The sequence below is a fragment of the Streptomyces sp. NPDC059906 genome (assembly GCF_042730645.1).
GTDB classification, from domain to species: Bacteria; Actinomycetota; Actinomycetes; order Streptomycetales; family Streptomycetaceae; genus Streptomyces; species Streptomyces rubrogriseus.
In genome coordinates this window covers 139624-160868 of the sequence record NZ_JBHWKU010000005.1, presented here as the reverse complement: position 1 = coordinate 160868, position 21245 = coordinate 139624, and the positions used below count along the sequence as shown (strand labels likewise).

At 73.5% G+C, this 21245-nt stretch carries 23 protein-coding genes and 2 pseudogenes; 7 read left to right on the top strand and 18 right to left on the bottom strand.

What is annotated here, in order from left to right:
* Window positions 1-3: 3 nt before the first annotated feature.
* The 10 genes and pseudogenes from kdpB to ACFV9J_RS10425 form a co-directional block, all read right to left on the bottom strand.
* Window positions 4-2130, bottom strand: a complete 2127-nt coding sequence (kdpB, locus tag ACFV9J_RS10470; protein ID WP_385352514.1) for a potassium-transporting ATPase subunit KdpB — start codon at window positions 2128-2130, stop codon at window positions 4-6.
* Window positions 2127-3788: a potassium-transporting ATPase subunit KdpA gene (kdpA, locus tag ACFV9J_RS10465; protein ID WP_385352512.1), complete on the bottom strand. Its 1662-nt coding sequence runs from the start codon at window positions 3786-3788 to the stop codon at window positions 2127-2129. Before kdpA ends, kdpB begins: the two co-directional genes overlap by 4 nt.
* A 7-nt stretch (window positions 3789-3795) precedes the next feature.
* The gene (gene kdpF, locus ACFV9J_RS10460) at window positions 3796-3885 is read right to left on the bottom strand and encodes a K(+)-transporting ATPase subunit F (RefSeq protein WP_037922167.1); all 90 of its coding nucleotides are present in this window, start codon (window positions 3883-3885) and stop codon (window positions 3796-3798) included.
* An 89-nt stretch (window positions 3886-3974) separates the two neighbouring features.
* Window positions 3975-4202: pseudogene (locus ACFV9J_RS10455) on the bottom strand (hypothetical protein); the annotation flags it as partial.
* A 93-nt stretch (window positions 4203-4295) separates the two neighbouring features.
* Window positions 4296-5087, bottom strand: coding sequence for an ABC transporter permease (locus tag ACFV9J_RS10450; protein WP_385352509.1), 792 nt, complete (start codon window positions 5085-5087; stop codon window positions 4296-4298).
* Window positions 5084-6121 (bottom strand): ATP-binding cassette domain-containing protein, encoded by a 1038-nt coding sequence (locus ACFV9J_RS10445; RefSeq protein ID WP_385352507.1) that lies wholly within the window; start codon window positions 6119-6121, stop codon window positions 5084-5086. The genes ACFV9J_RS10450 and ACFV9J_RS10445 overlap by 4 nt, the downstream gene beginning before the upstream one ends.
* A 66-nt stretch (window positions 6122-6187) precedes the next feature.
* The gene (locus tag ACFV9J_RS10440; RefSeq protein WP_385352505.1) at window positions 6188-7030 is read right to left on the bottom strand and encodes a DUF4097 domain-containing protein; all 843 of its coding nucleotides are present in this window, start codon (window positions 7028-7030) and stop codon (window positions 6188-6190) included.
* Between the two features lie 120 nt (window positions 7031-7150).
* Entirely contained in the window at window positions 7151-7669 is a 519-nt protein-coding gene (locus tag ACFV9J_RS10435) for a hypothetical protein (RefSeq protein ID WP_385352503.1), read from the bottom strand.
* Window positions 7670-7853: 184 nt separating this feature from the next.
* Entirely contained in the window at window positions 7854-9143 is a 1290-nt protein-coding gene (locus ACFV9J_RS10430) for a phosphatase PAP2 family protein (protein ID WP_385352501.1), read from the bottom strand.
* Between the two features lie 78 nt (window positions 9144-9221).
* A complete protein-coding gene (locus ACFV9J_RS10425; protein WP_385352499.1) occupies window positions 9222-9842 on the bottom strand; it encodes a glyoxalase in 621 nt (206 codons plus the stop codon).
* Window positions 9843-9972: 130 nt separating this feature from the next.
* Between ACFV9J_RS10425 and ACFV9J_RS10420 the strand changes: the two genes are divergently transcribed.
* Window positions 9973-10557 carry a TerD family protein gene (locus ACFV9J_RS10420; RefSeq protein ID WP_385352497.1) on the top strand — a complete coding sequence of 195 codons (585 nt, stop codon included), beginning with the start codon at window positions 9973-9975 and terminating at the stop codon, window positions 10555-10557.
* Between the two features lie 181 nt (window positions 10558-10738).
* Here ACFV9J_RS10420 and ACFV9J_RS10415 read toward each other — a convergent pair whose 3' ends face one another.
* Entirely contained in the window at window positions 10739-11470 is a 732-nt protein-coding gene (locus ACFV9J_RS10415) for a ferritin-like domain-containing protein (protein ID WP_385352495.1), read from the bottom strand.
* 85 nt (window positions 11471-11555) lie between these two features.
* On the opposite strand from ACFV9J_RS10415, the pseudogene ACFV9J_RS10410 reads away from it, so the two are divergent.
* From ACFV9J_RS10410 to ACFV9J_RS10395, 4 genes and pseudogenes are all read left to right on the top strand, one after another.
* A pseudogene (locus ACFV9J_RS10410) lies at window positions 11556-11771 on the top strand (aldo/keto reductase); the annotation flags it as partial.
* Between the two features lie 287 nt (window positions 11772-12058).
* Window positions 12059-12262 (top strand): cold-shock protein, encoded by a 204-nt coding sequence (locus ACFV9J_RS10405; RefSeq protein WP_003975209.1) that lies wholly within the window; start codon window positions 12059-12061, stop codon window positions 12260-12262.
* 283 nt (window positions 12263-12545) lie between these two features.
* Window positions 12546-14156, top strand: coding sequence for a DEAD/DEAH box helicase (locus ACFV9J_RS10400; protein WP_385352492.1), 1611 nt, complete (start codon window positions 12546-12548; stop codon window positions 14154-14156).
* Window positions 14157-14234: 78 nt separating this feature from the next.
* Entirely contained in the window at window positions 14235-14564 is a 330-nt protein-coding gene (locus ACFV9J_RS10395; RefSeq protein WP_385352490.1) for an SCO5918 family protein, read from the top strand.
* A gap of 7 nt (window positions 14565-14571) precedes the next feature.
* Here the strand turns inward: ACFV9J_RS10395 and ACFV9J_RS10390 are convergent, their stop codons facing one another.
* Genes ACFV9J_RS10390 through ACFV9J_RS10370 form a run of 5 tightly spaced genes read right to left on the bottom strand, consistent with a single transcriptional unit; the run spans window position 14572 to window position 17065 of the window.
* Window positions 14572-14925, bottom strand: coding sequence for a DUF952 domain-containing protein (locus ACFV9J_RS10390; RefSeq protein WP_385352488.1), 354 nt, complete (start codon window positions 14923-14925; stop codon window positions 14572-14574).
* Window positions 14926-14971: 46 nt separating this feature from the next.
* Window positions 14972-15526 carry a hypothetical protein gene (locus ACFV9J_RS10385; RefSeq protein WP_385352486.1) on the bottom strand — a complete coding sequence of 185 codons (555 nt, stop codon included), beginning with the start codon at window positions 15524-15526 and terminating at the stop codon, window positions 14972-14974.
* Complete coding sequence (locus tag ACFV9J_RS10380) at window positions 15510-16001, bottom strand: RNA polymerase sigma factor (RefSeq protein ID WP_003975205.1); 492 nt, start codon at window positions 15999-16001, stop codon at window positions 15510-15512. The genes ACFV9J_RS10385 and ACFV9J_RS10380 overlap by 17 nt, the downstream gene beginning before the upstream one ends.
* 51 nt (window positions 16002-16052) lie before the next feature.
* The gene (locus ACFV9J_RS10375; RefSeq protein ID WP_385352483.1) at window positions 16053-16679 is read right to left on the bottom strand and encodes a class F sortase; all 627 of its coding nucleotides are present in this window, start codon (window positions 16677-16679) and stop codon (window positions 16053-16055) included.
* Complete coding sequence (locus ACFV9J_RS10370) at window positions 16676-17065, bottom strand: LPXTG cell wall anchor domain-containing protein (protein WP_385352481.1); 390 nt, start codon at window positions 17063-17065, stop codon at window positions 16676-16678. Before ACFV9J_RS10370 ends, ACFV9J_RS10375 begins: the two co-directional genes overlap by 4 nt.
* Before the next feature lie 200 nt (window positions 17066-17265).
* On the opposite strand from ACFV9J_RS10370, the gene ACFV9J_RS10365 reads away from it, so the two are divergent.
* A complete protein-coding gene (locus tag ACFV9J_RS10365) occupies window positions 17266-18270 on the top strand; it encodes an NAD-dependent epimerase/dehydratase family protein (RefSeq protein WP_385352479.1) in 1005 nt (334 codons plus the stop codon).
* A gap of 20 nt (window positions 18271-18290) precedes the next feature.
* On the opposite strand, the gene ACFV9J_RS10360 is transcribed toward ACFV9J_RS10365, so the two are convergent.
* Both ACFV9J_RS10360 and ACFV9J_RS10355 read right to left on the bottom strand, forming a co-directional pair.
* Window positions 18291-19403, bottom strand: coding sequence for a sensor histidine kinase (locus ACFV9J_RS10360; protein WP_385352477.1), 1113 nt, complete (start codon window positions 19401-19403; stop codon window positions 18291-18293).
* A gap of 2 nt (window positions 19404-19405) precedes the next feature.
* The gene (locus tag ACFV9J_RS10355; RefSeq protein WP_385352475.1) at window positions 19406-20137 is read right to left on the bottom strand and encodes a response regulator transcription factor; all 732 of its coding nucleotides are present in this window, start codon (window positions 20135-20137) and stop codon (window positions 19406-19408) included.
* Between the two features lie 375 nt (window positions 20138-20512).
* Between ACFV9J_RS10355 and ACFV9J_RS10350 the strand changes: the two genes are divergently transcribed.
* Window positions 20513-21241, top strand: coding sequence for a glycosyltransferase family 2 protein (locus ACFV9J_RS10350; protein ID WP_385352473.1), 729 nt, complete (start codon window positions 20513-20515; stop codon window positions 21239-21241).
* The last annotated feature ends 4 nt before the right edge of the window (window positions 21242-21245 follow it).

The window sequence follows — 21245 nt, the reverse complement described above, 5'->3', positions numbered from 1 at the left end:
CGGTCAGCCGATCCCGGGAATGAGCGAGACGATCAGGTCGATGAGCTTGATGCCGATGAACGGGGCGACCAGCCCGCCCAGTCCGTAGAGGCCGAGGTTGCGGCGCAGCATCCGGTCGGCGCTCATGGGCCGGTAGCGCACGCCCTTCAGCGCGAGCGGCACCAGCACGACGATGATCAGCGCGTTGAAGACCACCGCGGACAGGATCGCGGAGTCCGGGGAGGACAGACCCATGATGTTGAGCTTGTCCAGGCCCGGGTACACGGCCGCGAAGAGCGCCGGAATGATCGCGAAGTACTTGGCGACGTCGTTGGCGATGGAGAACGTCGTGAGCGCCCCGCGCGTGATCAGGAGCTGCTTGCCGATCCCGACGATCTCGATCAGCTTGGTGGGGTTGGAGTCGAGGTCGACCATGTTGCCGGCCTCCTTGGCGGCCGACGTGCCGGTGTTCATCGCCACGCCGACGTCCGCCTGGGCCAGCGCGGGGGCGTCGTTGGTGCCGTCGCCGGTCATCGCGACCAGCTTGCCGCCGGCCTGCTCGCGCTTGATGAGGGCCATCTTGTCCTCGGGCGTGGCCTCGGCGAGGTAGTCGTCGACGCCGGCCTCGTCCGCGATCGCCTTGGCGGTCAGCGGGTTGTCGCCCGTGATCATGACCGTCCTGATGCCCATGCGGCGCAGCTCGTCGAACCGCTCGCGCATGCCCTGCTTGACGACGTCCTTGAGGTGGACGACACCGAGGACGCGGGCGCCGCGCTCGTCCTCGACGGCGACGAGCAGCGGTGTGCCGCCCGCCGCGGAGATGCGCTCGACCGCCGGGTCCGCGTCCTCGGCGACCGTGCCGCCGCGCTCCCGGACCCAGGCGACGACGGAGCCCGCCGCGCCCTTGCGGACCTTGCGGCCGTCGGTGTCCACGCCGGACATACGGGTCTGGGCGGTGAACTCGATCCATTCGGCGCCGGCGAGTTCGCCTTGGTGGCGCTCGCGCAGGCCGTACTCCTCCTTGGCGAGGACGACGATCGAGCGGCCCTCGGGTGTCTCGTCGGCGAGCGAGGAGAGCTGGGCGGCGTCGGCGAGTCCGGCCTCCGGCACACCGCGTACCGGCACGAACTCGGCCGCCTGCCGGTTGCCCAGCGTGATGGTGCCGGTCTTGTCCAGGAGCAGCGTGGAGACGTCACCGGCGGCCTCGACCGCGCGGCCCGACATCGCCAGTACGTTGCGCTGCACCAGGCGGTCCATGCCCGCGATGCCGATCGCGGAGAGCAGGGCGCCGATCGTGGTCGGGATGAGGCAGACCAGCAGGGCCACCAGCACGATCATGTCCAGGTGGGTGCCCGCGTAGTCGGCGAACGGCGGGAGGGTGGCGCAGGCCAGCAGGAAGACGACGGTCAGCGAGGCCAGCAGGATGTTCAGCGCGATCTCGTTCGGCGTCTTCTGCCGGGCCGCTCCCTCGACCAGGTTGATCATCCGGTCGATGAACGTCTCGCCCGGCTTCGTGGTGATCCTGACGACGATGCGGTCGGAGAGCACCTTGGTCCCGCCGGTGACCGCGGACCGGTCGCCGCCGGACTCGCGGATGACGGGCGCCGACTCGCCGGTGATGGCCGACTCGTCGACCGAGGCGACACCCTCGACGACGTCGCCGTCGCCGGGGATGACGTCCCCGGCCTCGCAGACGACCAGGTCGCCGACCGTGAGTGCGGTGCCGGGGACCGTGGTGCCGTCGACCCGGCGGGCGACGGTGTCGGTCTTGGCCTTGCGCAGGGTGTCGGCCTGGGCCTTGCCGCGGCCCTCGGCGACCGCCTCCGCCAGGTTGGCGAAGAGCACGGTCAGCCAGAGCCAGGCGCTGATCGTCCAGCCGAACCAGTCACCGGGGTCCGTGCAGGAGAAGGCGGTGGTCAGGACGGAGCCGACGAGGACGACGAACATGACGGGCGACTTCACCATCACCCGCGGGTCGAGCTTGCGGAACGCGTCGGGCAGCGACTTGACCAGCTGCTTCGGATCGAAGAGGCCCGCGCCGACGCGGCCCTGCTCGGGCTTGTGCCCGGTGGGTACGTCGTCGTGCGGCGCCCGGTCCGGGGTGGTGACGGTGGACATGGCGTCCTCTTGTTTCCGCGTGTGAGTGGTCATGCCAGCCCCTCGGCGAGCGGGCCCAGGGCGAGGGCCGGGAAGTAGGTCAGCCCGGTGATGATCAGGACGGCGCCCACCAGCAACCCGCTGAACAGGGGCTTCTCGGTGCGCAGGGTCCCCTTGGTGGCCGGCACCGGCTGCTGTTCGGCCAGCGAGCCCGCGAGGGCCAGGACGAACACCATCGGCACGAACCGGCCCAGCAGCATGGCGAGGCCGAGGGTGGTGTTGAACCACTGGGTGTCGGCGTTCAGGCCCGCGAAGGCGGAGCCGTTGTTGTTCGAGGCGGAGGTGTAGGCGTACAGGATCTCGGAGAAGCCGTGCGCCCCGCTGTTGGTCATCGAGTCGCCCGGCGTGGGCAGGGCCATAGCGGCGGCCGTGAACACCAGGACCAGGGCCGGGGTGATGAGGATGTAGCAGGCGGCGAACTTGATCTCGCGGGTGCCGATCTTCTTGCCCAGGTACTCGGGCGTACGACCGACCATGAGTCCGGCGATGAACACCGCGATGACCGCCATGACCAGCATGCCGTAGAGCCCGGACCCGACCCCGCCCGGCGCGATCTCGCCCAGCATCATGCCGAGCATGGTGATGCCGCCGCCGAGTCCGGTGTAGGAGGAGTGGAAGGAGTCCACGGCGCCGGTCGAGGTGAGGGTCGTCGTCACCGCGAAGAGCGACGAGCCGCCGATCCCGAAACGCAGCTCCTTGCCCTCCATCGCCCCGCCGGCCGCCTGCAGCGCGGGGCCGTGGTGGGCGAACTCGGTCCACATCATCAGGGCGACGAAGCCGACCCAGATGGCGGCCATCGTCCCGAGGATCGCGTAGCCCTGGCGCACCGAGCCGGTCATGACGCCGAAGGTGCGGGTCAGGGCGACCGGGATGAGCAGGATCAGGAAAATCTCGAACAGGTTGGTGAACGGGGTGGGGTTCTCGAAGGGGTGGGCGCTGTTGGCGTTGAAGTAGCCGCCGCCGTTGGTGCCCAGCTCCTTGATGACCTCCTGGGAGGCGACCGCGCCCCCGTTCCACTGCTGTGTACCCCCCGTGAACTGTCCGACCTCGTGGATGCCGGAGAAGTTCTGGATGACGCCGCAGGCCACCAGGATCACCGCGCCGACCACGGCGATGGGCACCAGGACGCGGACGACACCGCGGACCAGGTCCGCCCAGAAGTTGCCCAGTTCACCGGTGCGGGACCGGGCGAAGCCGCGTACGAGAGCGACGGCGACGGCGATACCGACGGCCGCCGAGACGAAGTTCTGCACGGCAAGACCGGCGGTCTGCACGACGTGGCCCATGGCCTGCTCGCCGTAGTACGACTGCCAGTTGGTGTTGGCGACGAAGGACGCGGCGGTGTTGAACGCCTGGTCCGGGTCGATGGAGGCGAAGCCGAGCGAGCCGGGCAGCACGCCCTGGAGCCGCTGGAGCAGGTAGAGGAAGAGGACCCCGGCGAGCGAGAAGGCGAGGACGCCGCGCAGGTACGCGGGCCAGCGCATCTCCGTGTCCGGGTCCGCGCCGATGCCCTGGTAGATCCATTTCTCGATCCGCAGGTGCTTGGGCGAGGAGTAGACACGGGCCAGGTGGTTGCCGAGGGGGACGTAGGCGAGCGCCAGCGCGGCCGTGAGCGCGAGCAGCTGGAGCACGCCGGCGAGGACGGGGCTCATGCGGTGCTCAGAACCTCTCCGGGTGGATCAGGGCGAGGACGAGGTAACCGAGCAGGGCGACGGCCACGATCAGGCCGACGATGTTCTCCGCGGTCACAGCTTCGTCACCCCCTTGGCGACAAGGGCCACGAACGCGAACACCGCGATCGTGGTGACGACGAAGGCCACGTCGGCCATCGCTGGCTCCTAGTGAGGTTCGGAAAAGAAGCTGACAGGGAGATGAGAGCCCCGTTCCGACCGGATTCGACCACCGTTGACGGCTTCCATACGGCGGCGTGAGCGCCTTTGACACGTCTCTGACGAGGGGACGCCCCGCGCGAAGACGACGAGGCGCAGGACCGCGAAGCGAGCGATGCCGGCGAGCGCGGAGGCGGACAGGTAGACGGCCTGTTCGAGCACCGCGCCGGGCGTGGCCTGCCGACGGCTCCGCACTGCGTCCATGGCCGGACCGCCCCCCTCCGTAGCGCCGTTGATGACATCACTACGGAGGTGGCCGAGGTGGCCGCCCTACTTCGACTCGCGGTTGAAGACCGACTTGGACCAGAGGTAGCCGAGCGCGCAGAGGGCCACGCACCAGCCGAGGGCGAGCCAGCCGTTGTGGCCGATCTCGGTGCCGAGGAGCAGGCCGCGCAGGGTCTCGATGGCGGGGGTGAACGGCTGGTACTCGGCGATCGGCTGGAACCAGCCCGGCATGGCGTCGATGGGCACGAAGGTGCTGGAGACGAGCGGGAGGAAGATCAGCGGCAGCGCGTTGTTGCTGGCGGCCTCGGCGTTCGGGCTGATCAGGCCCATACCGACGGCGATCCAGGTGAGCGCGGTGGCGAACAGCGCGACCAGCGCGAAGGCCGCGAGCCACTCCAGGACGGTGGCGTCGGTGGAGCGGAAGCCGATGGCCGCGGCGACGGCACCGACGAGGACCACGCTGATCACCGACTGCAGCACACTGCCGACGACGTGCCCGGTGATCACCGAGCCGCGGTGGATGGGCATGGTGCGGAAGCGGGCGACGATGCCCTCGCTCATGTCGTTGGAGACGGAGACCGCGGTGCCGACCGTGGTGCTGCCGATGGTCATCAGCACCAGGCCCGGCACGATGAACGCGATGTAGGCGGACCGGTCGGCGCCGCCGCCACCGATCCCGGCGCTCATCGCGTCGCCGAAGACGTAGACGAAGAGGAGCAGCAGCATGACCGGCGTGAGGAGGAGGTTGAGGGTGAGGGAGGGGTAGCGCCGGGCGTGCAGGAGGTTGCGGCGCAGCATGGTCGAGGAGTTGCGCACGGCGAGGGCGAGGGTGCTCATCGGACCGTCTCCTTGGTCGCGTCGGACTGGGCGGACTGATCGAACTGGGCGGACTGGGCGGGGACGCCGGCGCCGCCGGTCAGGGCGAAGAAGACGTCGTCGAGGTCGGGGGTGTGGACGGTGAGTTCGTCGGCCTCGATGCCCGCGCCGTCCAGGCGGTCGAGGACGGAGCGCAGGTCGCGCTGGCTGCCGTCGCTGGGGATCTGGAGGGTGAGGGAGTCGTCGTCCCCGGTGCCGCCGGGCAGGGCGGTGGCGGCGTGGCGGTAGGCGTTGGGGTCGGTGAAGCGGAGCCGGACGTGTCCGCCGGGGACGAGCCGCTTCAGTTCCTCGGCGGTGCCTTCGGCGGCGATCCTGCCGTCGTGGAGCACGGCGATGCGGTCGGCGAGTTCGTCGGCCTCCTCCAGGTACTGGGTGGTGAGGAAGACGGTGACGCCGCCGGTGACGAGCTCGCGGATGATCTGCCACATGGTGTGGCGGGAGCGGGGGTCGAGGCCGGTGGTGGGCTCGTCGAGGAAGATGACCCGCGGGTCGCCGACCAGGGTCATCGCGATGTCGAGGCGGCGCTTCATGCCGCCGGAGTAGGTGGAGGCCGGCTTGTGCGCGGCCTCGGTGAGGTCGAAGCGCTCCAGCAGTTCGGCGGCGACCCGCTTCCCCTCGCGCCGGGAGAGCAGATGCAGGTCCGCCATGAGGAGCATGTTCTCCTCGCCGGTGATCAGACCGTCCACCGCCGAGAACTGCCCGGTGACGCCGATGGCGCCGCGGACCGCCTGCGGGGCGGTGATGAGGTCGTGGCCCGCCACCTGGGCCTGCCCGCCGTCGGCGGAGATGAGGGTGGAGAGGATCTGCACGGTGGTGGTCTTGCCGGCGCCGTTCGGGCCGAGCAGCGCGAACACGGACCCGGCCGGGATGCGCAGGTCGATGCCGTCGAGGACGGTCTTGTCGCCGTACGACTTGCGCAGATTCGCGGCGGAGACGGCGGCGGGCGCCTGCGGCCCGGCTCCCGGGATGGTCGTGGGCATGACAGACGAAGGCATGGAGCCCTCCCGTTCGAGGGGATGACAGGGGTGGGGGTGGCTGACGGACAGGGGCGGGCGCGGTGCTCAGGCCTTGGCGCGGCGGACGTCGATGTTGCCGTACCGGGTGCGGGCGTGGACCTTGACGGTCTCCTCGGTCCCGGCGGGGCCGCCCGACGCGGTGAGCGTGTTGCGCACCAGCCCGCCGCTGGACTGGACGTCGAGCCAGGCGGCCGTGCCCTCGCGGACGCCGACCTCGATGGCGCCGTAGGAGGTCTCCAGCCGGATCTCGCCGCGGACCACCTCGTCCACCCGCAGGGTGCCGTGCGCGGTGGTGGCGGTGAGCGAGGCCTCGGCGCGGGCGACGTTGATGTCACCGTTGGCGTTCTTCACCCGCAGGTCGCCGAGGGCGGCGCCCACGGTGGTGGAGCCGTGCGAGTTCTTCAGTACGGCCGGACCGTCGATGACGCCGACGCGGACGCTGCCGGAGCTGGTGGTGATCTCGGCCGAGCCCTCGACCCGGTCCACGGTGACCGAGCCGTGGGAGGCGTTGAGCTCGAGCGGTCCGGTCGTGTCCAGGCGCACGTCACCGCCCGGGGTCTTCACCCGGACCTCGCCCAGCCGGCCCTCGCCGAGGACCTGGGTCCAGGAGCCGACCGTGTCCACGCGCGACCCCGCGGGCAGTTCCACCGTCACCTCGACCGCGCCGGTGGGGCCGATGAAACGGCGCTCCTTCGTGCTGATCGTCAGGACGCCGCTCGCGTAGGAGACCTCGGTCTGTTCGGCGGCCCGTACGTCCTTGTCCCGCCCGGGGTCGCCGGGGCGCACTTCGACGACCGTGTCGGGCCGGTCGCTCGCGGTGAACCGGATGGAGCCGGCGCCCACGTGGGCGTTCACCGCGATCGGTCGGGGAGTGTCGAAAGAAGGCATGGCTGTACCGTCCTCTTGGGTCCGTGGGGCGTCCCCGCTGGTGGGACGTGGGGTGAGCGCTGTGCGGTGCGGTGCGGTGCTCGGTTCTCCGTCACCCGGGTGCGGGCGCGGGTCGGGTGGCTAGCGCACCCAGCCGGTGAAGCTCTGTCCGACGTTGCGCGCCCGCTCCGGCGCGGCCGGGGTGCCGCCGCCGTCGACGGCGGCCGACACGGCCCGCACCAGCCAGGCGTTGACCGACAGCCCCTCGCGGCTCGCGGCCTCCTCGGCCCGCGCCTTGAGGTGGGCCGGCAGGCGCAGGTTGACCCGGGCGGTACCGCCCTCGTCGCCGTCGGCGGGCGCCGGCGCCCTGAGCGTCTCGACGGGCGCGGCCTGCCCGGTGGCACCACCGCCGTCGGTGGGCGGCGGCGTCACCACGAAATCGGGCTCGAGCCCGCGCAGCCGTACGTCGACCGAACCGGGAGCCAGCTCGCGGGTGATCTCGTCCATCGCGGCGGAGAGCACGTTGAGCATGGTCAGCCGGGTCGCCGACTCCAGCGGAGCGAGGAGCCGCTCGGCCAGCTCGCGGGCTTCGTCGCCCCCGGCTTCGGCGGCCACCGCGAGTTCACGGCGAAGTGTGTCGACATACGGGGTGAGATCCATGACGCCATGATGGCACCACGATGGCGCCATACGCAAGCCCCAACGGCACCACGCCCCCAAGGCGGTACACCGCAAGCCCCCGACCTGCGGAAATACCGTAGAAAAAACCTGCGCCTCCGTGGCGCCATGAGTGGCACCACGGAGGCACAGGCGTTTCGTCCGCGAACTCGTCGATCCCGGTCCGTCAGGCTGCCTCCAGTTGCGGTTCCGGTCGCGGTGACGGCGCCGCGGTCACCGGTTCCCAGCCCTTCGTGGTCCGTACGTAGCCGTGGATCACCGAGGCCATGGCCAGCAGCAGGAGCGGTCCGAAGACCCACGGGTGCCGGGCCATCTCCAGCGACAGGTAGCGCGTCGAGGCCAGGATCGCGGCGAACACCAGCGCCCCGTGGGCGACCAGCAGGGTTCCCGACCGGTCCCAGCCGCGGTCCAGGGAGCGCAGCCCCGCCTCGACCGTGACCGCGAACACGACGCCGGCGATGAGGTCGATGGCGTAGTGGTAACCGAACCCCAGCGTCGCGGTGAGCGTGGCGACGAGCCAGAACGTTCCCGCCCAGCGCAGGACGCGCGGGCCCTTCCGGGAGTGGATGAAGATCACGGTGGCCCATGCCGTGTGCAGGCTGGGCATGCAGTTGCGGGGGGTGACCCCGTCGTACGTGAACGGGTGGGGCGGGCCGATCGGCGGCAGCGTGTGGGGCCACAGGTCGGCGATCGCCCACTGTGCGCCGCCGGTGCCGAAGGCGCCCGTGCCGTAGGCGAAGACCGGTCCGACGACCGGGAAGATCATGTAGATGCCCGGCCCGAGCAGGCCTATCAGCAGGAAGGTGCGGACCAGGTGGTGGCGCGGGAACCGGCGCTCGGCCGCCACCTTGCGCAGCTGGTACAGCGCGACGACGACCGCGGCCACCGCGAGCTGGACGTAGACCCAGTCCAGTACGTGCTCACCGACCGCGCCCGTGGCCTCGACGGCCCGTCCCACCAGCCACGACGGGTTGCCCAGCGCGTGGTCGGCGGTCGCCACGTACGGGTCGAGGACGTCGGGGCGGGTCTTGGAGGTGATCAGCAGCCAGGCGTCGCCCGTCTTGCGCCCGGCCACCAGCAGGAGGCCGAGCCCGACGCCCTTCAGCAGCAGGATCCGTTCGGGGCCGGTGCGCCGGGTCAGGGCGAGGACCCCGCAGCCCAGGACCACCCACAGCGCGCCGTTGCCGAAGGAGTGGCTGCCGGACGCGGTGGCGTCCGCCGCCCACCGCACCAGTACGACGGCGAGGTCGATACCGACCGCGACGGCCGCCGCGACCAGCCGCTGCCGCCAGGTGAGAACCACCATCGTCAGCGCCAGCCCGGCGTAGAGCAGGGGCCCCGAGGCGGGGGCGAACACCAACTCCTTGGCCTGGTTGGTCATCGGCCCCGGCAGGCCGTAGCGGCGCGCGGCGACCTCCAGCACGACGAGGAACGCGAGGGTCGCCGCACCCGCCACGGCCCAGAGTCTCGCCCGCGTCCCGGCCCTGGGTATTCGCGGTGTTTCCCGTGAAGACATGCACAGGAAACTAGCCCATCAGTGGCTGAGCTCCGGCTGCCAGGCGAAGCCGTCGGGGTCGGCGAACGGGCGGGTGCCGCCGGAGACGACGAGACGGTGCGAACCGGTGCCCTCGGCGGAGACGCCCGCGACCTTGGCGAGGGCCCGGCGCTTGTAGAGGGAGAGCTTGACGGTGTCCGGACCGGTGGCGAACTCGACGTACTTCCCGCCGAAGCTCTTGCCCACGGTGAGGCCCTGCTCGACGTAGAACCGCTTGGTGGCCTTGACGTCCTCGACGCCCAGGAGGAGCACGATCTCGTCGACGTCGCGGGTGACCGGGGCGGTGTCCTTCTTCGCCGAGGTCGCGAGCTGCCAGACCGTGCCGTCCGGTGCCTGCACGACTCCGCCGTAGCCCCACAGCGACTTCGCGGCGGGCTTGAGGACGGTGGCGCCGGCCTCGACGGCGGCGGTGAACAGGGCGTCGACGTTGCCGGGCTGGGCGACGACGAGCGACAGGGTGAAGCCGCGGAACCCGCTCGTCGGGTCGTCCGAGGCGCGCAACCGCACCCGTGATCCGTCGAGCCCGAAGGCGTCGGCGTAGAAGCGGGCGGCGGCCTCGGTGTCGGCCACCTCGAGGGTGACGGAGTCGATGGAGTTCATGTCCTAGACGTTATGGGCGGGCGGGTCCGCGGTGCTTCTCGAAAACTGACCGGCTCCCCCGCCCTGCCGGAACGTTTCGGCGCCAGGCAGACTCTGCGGCACAGGCACGACCACGGAGGATGACGTACACATGATCACGCTCACCAAGGAAGGCGGCCCCGCGGACCTGGACGGAGTGACCCACCTGTCCATCGGCGTCTCCTGGGACCCCACCGCCGGCAGCAGCGGCGGAGTGCTCGGCAAGCTGCGGCGCAAGACCGGCACCGACCTCGACCTGATCGCCGTCGCGCTGCAGGGCGGCGACCCGGTGCGCCTCGCCGGGCTCGACTCGCTCGACCCGATGGGCAACGGCTCGCTGCTGCACAGCGGCGACAACCAGACCGGCCACGGGGACGGCGACGACGAGACGGTGACCGTCGAGTTCGCGCGGCTTCCGAGCGCCATCACCTCGATCGTGTTCGTCGCCGCCGCGTACAAGAAGGGCAGCTCCTTCCAGAAGGCGCGCAACATCAGCTTCAAGGTCTACGACGCGACCGGGGGCAGCTCGGAGCAGGTCGCCGACATCTGGCCCAGCCTGCTCAGCCAGGACAACGGCTGCGCCGTGGCCAAGGCGGTGCGGGTCGGCGGCACCTGGAAGCTGGAGGTCGTCAACGAGACGGGCAAGGTCAAGCAGGGCGACGAGCACGCCCTGATGCGCTTCGCCGTCAGCAAGTAGTACGGCGCTACGGCCCGACAGCGGGCGCGGGCGCCCGGCCACCGGCGCCGGCCCTCACGCGCCGGCCCTCACGCGCCGCACGACCAGGCGTCCGGCCGGGGGGTCAGGACCGCCTCGGCCACCTCGGAGGCCGAGGCCATGACGTCGGCCGCAAACCGGCGCCGGCCGACGGCGCCGGTCCTCACGCGCCGCCGGACCAGGCGTCCGGCCGGGGGGTCAGGACCGCCTCGGCCACCTCGGAGGCCGAGGCCATGACGTCGGCCCCAAACCGGCGCCGGCCGACGCCGAGCCGGCGCAGCCCCGCGCCGTGGTCGGCGGCGACGACCACGGTGGCGGCGAGCAGGAGCAGCCGCCACAGGGCCATCACGGGGCGGCGCGTCACCGCGGGGAGTTCGGCCAGGGAGTGGTGCAGCCGCTCGCAGTGGAAGGGGACGTGGCGCCGCTCGTCGGCCAGGATCCGGCCCGCCACCTCCGAGGTCAGCGCGTCGTCGGTGCCGTCCCGCAGGGCCCGGTAGTAGCGCAGCGCCACGACCTCGGCGATCATCAGCACCAGCAGTTCGGTGCGCAGGCCCAGCAGCCGCCGCAGCCGTACGAAGACGGTGTCGCTCCAGTGGCCGCTCAGCGTCGGCCGGCCCCCGGCGGCCAGCAGCCGGGCGAGCAGCCTGGCGTGGTTCTGCTCCTCGGCGACGAAGAGCCGCACCGCCCGCGCGTAGTCGGCGTCGCCCGCCTCCTCGGCCTTGGCGACGAGGTTCGCGCCGTCACCGTCCTCGCCGACCTGGAAACGCTGGATGCCCGCCCACACCGCCCGGTGCAGTACGGCGCCCCGCGCCCAGTCCGGATCGCCCTGCGCCGCCCTGCGCTCCCGCTCGTCCTCGAACCGCCGTGTCCACTTGGCGAACCCGTCCGTACCCACTGCACCGCCCCTCCCCGGGACACGGCCGCCGTGCCCTGGAAGGGGACGACGCAGCCGACCGCCGATCCGTTCCCCGCGCACCGTCCCGCTGGGCGGCGGCCTGGCCGGCATCGGCGGGGGCCGCGTCGCCGAGGTCGCGGACCGGCACGGCGCCACGGTCCCGCAGATCGCCCTGGCCCGGCTGCTCGCCTCCTCGCCCGTCACCCTGGCCATCCCCGGCACGGGCTCCGTGGCCCACCTGGAGGAGAACACCGCCGCCCGGTCGATCGTCCTGACCGCCGAGGACCTCGCCGACCTCCGCCGGCCCCGCCCGCACGGACGTGTCCTTTGTCTCGGTACGGGGGTTTCCGCGCGACGGACCGGCGCTGTGCGCCAGGTCGGCGGGGAGAACCCGGGGGCCGTCCCGGGAATATTCCCCCGGCGGCCGATCGGGCCAAGATTATCGCCGGCACCCGGTCGATCACGGCGTGCTACTGTCGGACGAAGTTGCAGTTGTGGTTGCCTGAAGGTTTTTTCCGACGGGGTGATCATCGCGGCGACCGGAGTGCACACAGGGTGAACTCCGAGCACCGTACCGAAGGAGAAAACATGGCTTCCGGCACCGTGAAGTGGTTCAACGCCGAAAAGGGCTTCGGCTTCATCGAGCAGGACGGCGGCGGCCCCGACGTCTTCGCCCACTACTCGAACATCAACGCGCAGGGCTTCCGCGAGCTGCTCGAGGGTCAGAAGGTGACCTTCGACATCGCGCAGGGCCAGAAGGGCCCGACGGCCGAGAACATCACCCCGGCCTGACGCTCACGCACACCGCGCAGCTGGGGCCCGCACCTTGGGGTGCGGGCCCCAGCTCGCCGCGTTTCCGGGCGCACGCCGCCCCGCGGGGGCCACGGATTTTCCCCCGCGCATTCGGCTCACCCGCGTTCCCCGCATCTCCGCGTTCCCCCGCATTCACCAATTCTCCCGGTCCGCCCGGCCCCACACGCCGCAATCGACCGGTCCGGCTCGTTCTTGCGATTCCCTGCGCCGCTCGTCCGCTGCGGGTCTCCCTTGATACGTGCCGTATCAAGGAAGGTTCCCCATGAACCGCGCACGCACCAACGACCGCCGGCGCGCCGGCGACGGCCCCCGTCGCTCCCGTTCGTCCGGCCGCCCCCAGAGCTCCGGCCGCCGCCCGGCCGCCGCGCCCCAGGGCGGCGAGTTCGCCCTGCCCAAGACCGTCACCCCGGCGCTGCCCGCCGTCGAGACCTTCGCCGAACTGGACCTGCCGGCCCGCATGCTGACCGCGCTCGGCGACCAGGGCGTGACGGTGCCGTTCCCCATCCAGGCGGCGACCCTGCCGAACTCCCTGGCCGGACGCGACGTACTCGGCCGCGGCCGCACCGGTTCGGGCAAGACGCTCGCCTTCGGCCTGGCCCTGCTGGCCCGCACGGCGGGCAAGCGCGCCGAGCCGCGGCGTCCGCTCGCCCTGGTCCTCGTCCCCACCCGTGAGCTGGCCCAGCAGGTCACCGACGCGCTCACCCCGTACGCCCGCGCCGTGGGCCTCAGGTCGGCCACCGTGGTCGGCGGCATGTCCATCGGCCGGCAGGCCGGCGCGCTGCGCTCCGGCGCGGAGGTCGTCGTCGCGACGCCCGGGCGGCTCAAGGACCTCATCGACCGCGGCGACTGCGTCCTCGGCGACGTCACCATCACGGTCCTGGACGAGGCCGACCAGATGACCGACATGGGCTTCATGCCGCAGGTCACCGCCCTGCTCGACCAGGTGCGGCCGGACGGGCAGCGGATGCTGTTCTCGGCCACCCTGGACCGCAACGTCGACAAGCTGGTCCGCCGCTACCTGACCGACCCGGTGGTCCACTCCGTCGACCCGTCGGCCGGCGCCGTCACCACGATGGAGCACCACGTGCTGCACGTGCAGGACGAGGACAAGCAGCGCGCGACCATCGAGATCGCGGCGCGCGACGGCCGGGTCATCATGTTCCTGGACACCAAGCACCGGGTGGACCGGCTGGTGAAGCACCTGTTGAAGAGCGGGGTGCGCGCCGCCGGCCTGCACGGCGGCAAGTCCCAGCCGCAGCGCACCCGCACCCTCGCCCAGTTCAAGGACGGGCAGGTGACGGCGCTGGTGGCGACCAACGTCGCGGCCCGCGGCATCCACGTCGACAACCTCGACCTGGTCGTCAACGTGGACCCGCCCGGCGACCACAAGGACTACCTGCACCGGGGCGGCCGCACCGCCCGGGCCGGCGAGTCCGGCAGCGTCGTCACCCTGGTGACGCCGGACCAGCGGCGCGAGATGACCCGGCTGATGTCCCTGGCCGGTATCACCCCGCAGGTCACCCCGGTCCGCTCGGGCGAGGCGGAGCTGGCGCGCATCACCGGTGCGCAGGCCCCCTCGGGCGTCCCCGTCGTCATCGCCGCACCGGTCGTGGAGCGCCCCCGGCGCGCCGCCGCCGGCGCGGGGTCCTCCTCCCGCGGCCGCCGCGGCCGTTCCGCGCAGGGCCGCAGCGGCGGGCAGGGGACCGGCACCCAGTCCCGCACCGGCGCCGCACAGCCCCGCACCGCAGGCCAGCCCCGCACCGCAGGCCAGGGCCGCGCCGCCCAGGGGCGGCCCACCGGCGAGTCCCCGCGCCGCAGGCCGCGCCGCCAGTCCACCGGCGGCTCGACCGGTTCGACCGGCTCGGCGGCCTAGGACACCCGCCCCGGGTCCGGACCCGGTCCGGACCCGGGTCCTGACCCCACCCGCCCCATTCCGCTCGTTGGAGGCATCATGCGCTGTGTCATCGCCCGGTACCCGTTCGACCTCACCAAGAGCGGGGTGCTGGACTCGATGAAGGGCGTCACGCCCGAACCCGTCACCGGTGAGTCGGTGACCATCGGCCGCCGCCGCTACCCCGTCAAGCAGGTGGGCGAGGTCGTCACCCGGCAGGACCGGCGCGACTTCAGCGGCGGCGAGGTGACCCGGGCCATGACCCGCCTCGGCTTCACCTGCCACCCCGCCCCCGGCGCCGAACCCGCCCCGGCGGCGCCCGCCACCACGCCGGTCGAGACGGCGTCCGCGCTGCTCGGCGGCACCGTCAGCACCCCCCAGGAACTCTGAGGCCGGATCAGAACAGGCCCGTCGCCCGGCCCTCGTCGTCCCAGCGGACCTCCAGCACGCGCTGGACGGCCGCACGGTCGAGGGGGCCGAACACGTGCGGGAAGAGGGTGCCCTCGGCGACACCCGGCGGCGGTGCGGGTGCGGCGGTCTCCCACCCGCACCTCGCGGTGAGCCGGTCCTCGTCCAGGAGCAGGGCCACCAGCGGCCGGGGCGCGCCGCGGTAGAAGGCGTCGACGACGGCGAGCGTGGTCTCCTCGTCGGGCGAGCAGTGGACGAACCCGTCCCGCGTGAGGGAGGCGGGCGCGTACGGCCGGCCCGGGTCGGCGTTCCACTCGGCGAGCGGCACCACGTGGTAGATCATCACCCCGTTCTAGCAGCCGTGCCGTCCGTCACCGCCGTTTCGTCCGTCACCGCCGTGCGCCCTGCTCCGCGGGGCCGTGCGCCGAGGGCGTGGGCACCACGGTGCCGGGCGCGCTCGTCGGTGCCTGCCGGACGGGCGGGTCGCTCGGCTCGGCCGACGGCTCGGCCGACGGCTCGGACGACGGCGTCGACGGCGTCGGCTCCGAGGGCGACGGCGTGGCGCCGGTCGGCGCGGATTCCCCGGTCGGCAGTGCCGGGCCCGGACCGGGCGCCCGGGAGGAGTCGCTCGGCGGCACCGGGCTCGGTGTGGCCTTTGGCGTGGGGGAGGCCGGGGCCGGGGCCATGGGCGGCGTCGGGCGCGCGGGGGCGGTGGACGCCCGGTTCAGCGGCAGCGCGATCAGGGCGGCGGCGGCAGCGGTCGCGGCGGCACCGGCGGCGGCGCGCAGCAGGCGCCGCCGGGACGCGGCCCGGCGGACCGCCTCGTAGCGGCCCGGCGGCGGGCCCAGGAAGTCGGCGCCCGGACGCAGCACGACCAGCAGCGGATCGTCGCCGTCGCGGTCGGAACCGGGCTCGTCCATCTCGTCCTCAAGGCGTGTGGTCAAGGCTTCTCCTCAGATGGACGCGGAGCAGTTCGCGGGCCGCGTGCAGGTCGGCCTTGACGGTTCCCTCCTTGCGTCCGGTCAGCACGGACACCTCCCGGATCGGCATGTCGGCGTAGTAGTGGAGCAGGATCGGCACCCGCAGCCGCTCCGGCAGCGACTGTACGAGCAGCCGCACCGAGGGGTCGGCCTGTTCCGGGTGCGGGCGCACGGCGACCTCCGCGGTGACCCGGCGCACCGCCCGGCGCTCGCGCTCCAGCTTGCGCCAGTGGTCGCGGACCAGGTTGGCGGCGGTGACGTAGAGGAAGCCGCGGGGCTCCTCCACGGACGTCCAGCGGGCCCAGAGCCGGGTGAACGCCTCGGAGGCGATCTCGTGGGCCGTCTCGTCGTCGTCGACGAGCCGGCGGCACCAGCCGGCGAGGCGCGGATACAGGGCGGCGAACAGCTCGGACGCCGCCCTGTCACGGGACCGTTTCAACGCTCTCCATGGTCGTGAGGGTATGCGGTGCGGTGCGCACCGGGGCCTGGGCTAGCCGCCCTTGGTGGCGCTCAGTTCGGCGAAGACGATCACGTTGTCCCGGTACTCCTCGCCGTCGCGCGGACCGCCGCAGGTGATGAGCCGCAACTCCGGCCCCGCCACGTCCCCGTAGACGTCGTCCGTCGGGAAGTCGTCCTTCGCCACCGTCCGTACGGCGGTGACCGTGAACTCGGCGGCGGTGCCGTTCTCCAGGCGGGCCTCGATCCGCTCACCGCGGCGCAGGTGCGCGAGGTGCCGGAAGACCCCGTCGCCGTACCTGCCCACCGTGACGTGGCCCAGGAGGACCGAAGGACCCACCTGACCCGGCGTCGGCGAGTGCCGGTACCAGCCGGCGCGGTCGTCGTCCGTGACGGGCGGGACCTCCACCGTGCCGTCCGCGGCGAGACCGAGGCCCATCACCGGGGTGTCGACCCCGATGGCGGGGATGCGCAGTCCCACCGGCACCGAACGCGCCAGGGGCCGCACCGGCTTCGCGGGGGCCCGCGCGGGCGGTGCCGCGGCCGTCGCGGGCGTCGGCCGGTCGGGCGCCGTGCCGCCGTCCCCCCGGCCGCCGCCGCAGCCCACGAGCAGCGCGGCCAGCGCGGCGGTCGCGAGGACCCGGCCGGGGCGCGGGATCATGCGCCGGTCGCCGCCGCCCGCCGACGGCGTACGACGAAGAGGACCGCGCCGCCCGCGAGGAGCACCCCGCCGGCACTCGCGCCGATCAGCCCCTCGTCGGTCCCCGCCGGGTCCGAGGGCCCCGCCACGCCGGTGTCGGCCGCGCCCTCCGGTACGACGGAGACCTGGCCGTCGGCCGGCGCGGGGGCCGGTGCCTCGCTCGGCTCGGCGGCGGGGGCGCTGACGGACGGCACGGGGGTCGCGTCGGCCGGTTCGGTGCCGGGGCCCGGGGCGCTCTCGGCGGGGGCGGCGGGGGCCGGGGTGGGGTCGTCGGCGAACGCGGGCGCGGTGCCCGCCAGTACGACGGTGCAGGCCAGGGCCACGGCACTGAGGATGGTTCGGCGCATCGGGTCGCTCTCTTTCGTCGTCGGCGCACCACGTGGGGGGTGGTGATGCGGGTCGGACGGAGAGACGAGGCGGGGACCGGCCGGGTTGTAAAGGAATGGCAAAGTCGCCTCGGGTCCGCGACCGCCCCGCTTCTTACGGACCCGTGACGTGCGGGTCGGCGCACCCGGCCCGGCGCCTGCCCGGGCCTAGCGTGGCGGGCATGCGCGTACTGGTCACCGGCAGCGCCGGTTTCATCGGGTCCCACGTCGTCGAGGCCCTGCGGGAGCACGGGCACGAGCCCGTCGGCTACGACGTCCGCGAGGACCCCGGCGCCGACGTGCGCGATCCGGCGGCCCTGGCGCGGGCACTGGCCGGGGTTGACGCCGTGTGCCACCAGGCGGCGATGGTCGGCCTCGGCAACGGCTTCGCCGACGCGGCGGAGTACGTCTCCCGCAACGACCTCGGCACCGCCGTCCTGCTCGCCGCGGCGGCCGGGGCGGGCGTGCGGCGGCTGGTGCTCGCCGGGTCGATGGTCGTGTACGGGGAGGGCCGGTACACCTGCGCGCGGCACGGCGTGGTGCGGCCCGGGCCGCGCGCCGTCGCCGACCTGGACGCGGGCCGGTTCGAGCCGACCTGCCCGCGGTGCGGCGCGGACCTGGCCCCGGGGCTGGTCGGCGAGGACGCCCCGGCCGACCCGCGCAACGTGTACGCCACGACCAAGCTGGCCCAGGAGCACCTGGCCGCCGCCTGGGCCCGGACGACCGGCGCGACGGCGGTGTCACTGCGCTACCACAACGTGTACGGCCCCCGGATGCCCCGCGACACCCCGTACGCCGGGGTCGCCTCCTTCTTCCGCTCCGCGCTGGCCCGCGGTGAGGCGCCGCGCGTCTTCGAGGACGGCCGCCAGCGCCGGGACTTCGTGCACGTGCGGGACGTGGCCGCCGCGAACGTCGCCGCGCTGGAGTCCGCCCGGCCGCCTCGGGGCGCCCTCAGCGCCTACAACACCGGCAGCGGTGAGCCGCACACCGTGGGCGAGATGGCCGTCGCCCTGTCCGCCGCCCACGGCGGCCCCGAGCCCGTCGTCACCGGCGAGTACCGCCTCGGCGACGTCCGGCACATCACCGCCGACTCGGCGCGCCTGCGGACCGGCCTGGGCTGGCGGCCCCGGGTCGGATTCGCGGAGGGCATGCGGGAGTTCGCCCGGGACGGGCTGCGCGGGGACTGACCCCCGGGACCGCCCGGGGCTCAGGCCTCCGCCGGCGGCAGGGTCACCTCGAAGCGGCAGCCGCCGGGGATGTTGCGGACCGTGGCCCGGCCCCGGTGGGCCTCGACGATGCCGCGGACGATGGCGAGGCCCAGACCCGCCCCGGCCGGGGGCGTACGGGCGTGGGTGCCGCGCCAGCCGGTATCGAAGACCCGCGGCAGGTCCTCCTCGGGGATGCCGCCGCAGCCGTCGGTCACGGAGACCACCACCCTGTCGGCGGACCGCTCGGCGGCGACCGCGACCGTGCCGTCGGCCGGGGTCCGGCGGATCGCGTTGACCAGCAGGTTGCCCAGGACCCGGCTCATCTCCTTGCCGTCCACCTCGACCGGTACGGCCGCCACCGCGTCGCCGACCAGCCGTACGCCGTGCCGGCGCGCGAGCGGGTCCGCGCCCGCGAGGGCGTCGCCGACCAGGTCGTAGAGCGAGATCCGGGCCGGGGCGAGGACGAGCGTGCCGGCGTGGATGCGGGAGAGTTCGAAGAGGTCGCCGACCATGTCGTTGAGGCGTTCCACCTCGGCGCGGATCTGCCGCAGGTAGCGGTCGGGGTCGGCGGCGACCCCGTCCTCCAGCGCCTCGGACATGGCGCGCAGCCCGGCCAGCGGGGTACGCAGGTCGTGCGAGATCCAGGCGACCAGCTCGCGCCGGGAGGCCTCCAGGGCGCGCTCCCGCTCGCGGGACTCGGCGAGCCGGGCGCTGGTGGCCGCCAGTTCGCGGCTGAGCGCGTCCAGTTCGGCGGTCGCCGGGGTGCTGGGGGCGGCGTAGTCCCCGTCGTCGCCGAAGGACCGTGCGGCGGCCGTCAGTTCGCGGCTGCGGGCGACCACCCAGCGGCCCAGCAGCAGCGCGGTGGCCAGGGAGACGACGGCCGCCATCGCCACGACGGTCGTGACGACGGACAGGTCGTGCGGGGACAGGAACATCGCCCAGGCGACGGCCAGCGTGCCCGCCAGCATGGCGAGGACGGCGACCGCGGCCACCACGGCGAGCGACGCGGTCAGCGAGCGCCGCCGGATCAGCCGCAGCACGGCCGCGCCCACCAGGCCGGTGGCGGCGGCGCCCGCGAAGGCGTAGAGGGCGATGAGGAGGGTGGCGTGCACGGTCAGTCCGCCTCCCGGCCCGCGGGGTCGAAGCGGTAGCCCACGCCCCACACCGTCTGGACCAGCCGGGGCCGGGCCGGATCGTCCTCGACCTTGCCGCGCAGCCGCCGGACGTGGACGGTGACGGTGGACAGGTCGCCGAAGTCCCAGCCCCACACCTCACGCATCAGCTCCTCCCGGGCGAACGCCCGCCCCGGATGCCGCAGGAAGAAGACGAGCAGATCGAACTCGCGCAGGGTCAGGGCCAGTTCGGCGCCGTCCTTGGTGGCCCTGCGGGCGGTCGGGTCGGCGGTCAGACCGGCCGCGGACGGCGGGCGCGGCGCCGGGGCGGGCCGGGTGCGGCGCAGCACGGACTCCACCCGCAGCACCAGCTCCCGCGGGCTGAACGGCTTGGTCACGTAGTCGTCGGCGCCGACCTCCAGGCCGAGGACGCGGTCGTCCTCGTCGCCCCGGGCGGTCAGCATGATGACCGGCACCGGCCCCTGGCCGCGCAGCCGCCGGCACACCTCCAGTCCGTCCATGCCGGGCAGCATCAGGTCGAGCACCACCAGGTCGGGACGGTGCCCGGCGGCCAGCGCGAGCGCGTCCGGACCGTCACCGGCCCGGTCGACGCGGTAACCGGCCCGGCCGAGGTACCCGGCCACGACCTCGGCGACGGTGGGATCGTCGTCCACGACGAGGATCCGGGCGGGGTCGGCCGGAGAACCGGCCGGAAGATCGCCCGAAGGACCCACCGCGGGCCCGGCCGGGGGACCGGCCGAAGGACCGCCCGGAGGACCCGCCGCGGGTTCGGCCGGAGGACCCACCACAGGCCCGCCCGGAGGACCCACCACAGGCCCGGCCGGAGGACCCGCCGCAGGCCCGCCCGGGGGACCGGCTGCAGGCCCGCCCGGGGGACCGGCTGCAGGCCCGCCCGAAAGACCCCCTGGGGGACCCACCGCAGGCCCGGCCGGGGACGGGTCCGTCGGGGCTGGCTTGTGGGGCTGCTGGTGCATGCGGCCAGCCTCGCACCGTCGCCGCGCCGGTGTCCCTCCCGAGCGGGGCCGGGTGTCCGACGTCCGTGTTTCGTAAGGAGTGGAAGCCCGATTCGTCCGATTCCGGTTCGTAGGGTGAACGCCGTGACCACCTCGCCCGCTCCCGACGCCGACGTCGTACTCCCCTGCCTGAACGAGGCCGGGGCCCTGCCCTGGGTCCTGGCCCGCATCCCGGCCGGCTGGCGTGCGCTCGTCGTCGACAACGGCTCCACCGACGGCTCGGCGGACCTCGCCCGCTCGCTCGGCGCCACCGTCGTGACCGAGCCGCGGCGCGGTTTCGGCGCCGCCTGCCACGCCGGACTGACCGCCGCGACCGCCGACGTCGTCTGCTTCTGCGACTGCGACGCCTCCCTCGACCCCAGCCTGCTGATCCCCTTCGTGGACGAGATCCGCGCCGGGACCTCCGACCTGGTCCTCGGCCGCCGACGACCGCAGGCCAGGGGCGCGTGGCCGGTGCACGCCCGCGCCGGCAACCTCGCCCTGGCCCGGATGCTGCGCCGCCGCACCGGCCTGCGGCTGCACGACCTCGGCCCGCTGCGCGCCGCCCGCCGCGAACGGCTCCTCGGCCTCGGCCTCACCGACCGGCGCAGCGGCTACCCGCTGCAGATGGTCGTCCGCGCCGCCGACGCGGGCTGGCGGATCGCCGAGCACGACGTCCCGTACCTGCCCCGCACCGGCGCCTCGAAGGTGACCGGGACCTGGCGCGGCACCTGGCACGCGGTGCGGGACATGCGCCGCGTGCTGGCCGAGCCGCCCGGCCGGCCGGTGCCGAGTAACGCGGCCCACGAAGGGAACCCACGATGAGCAT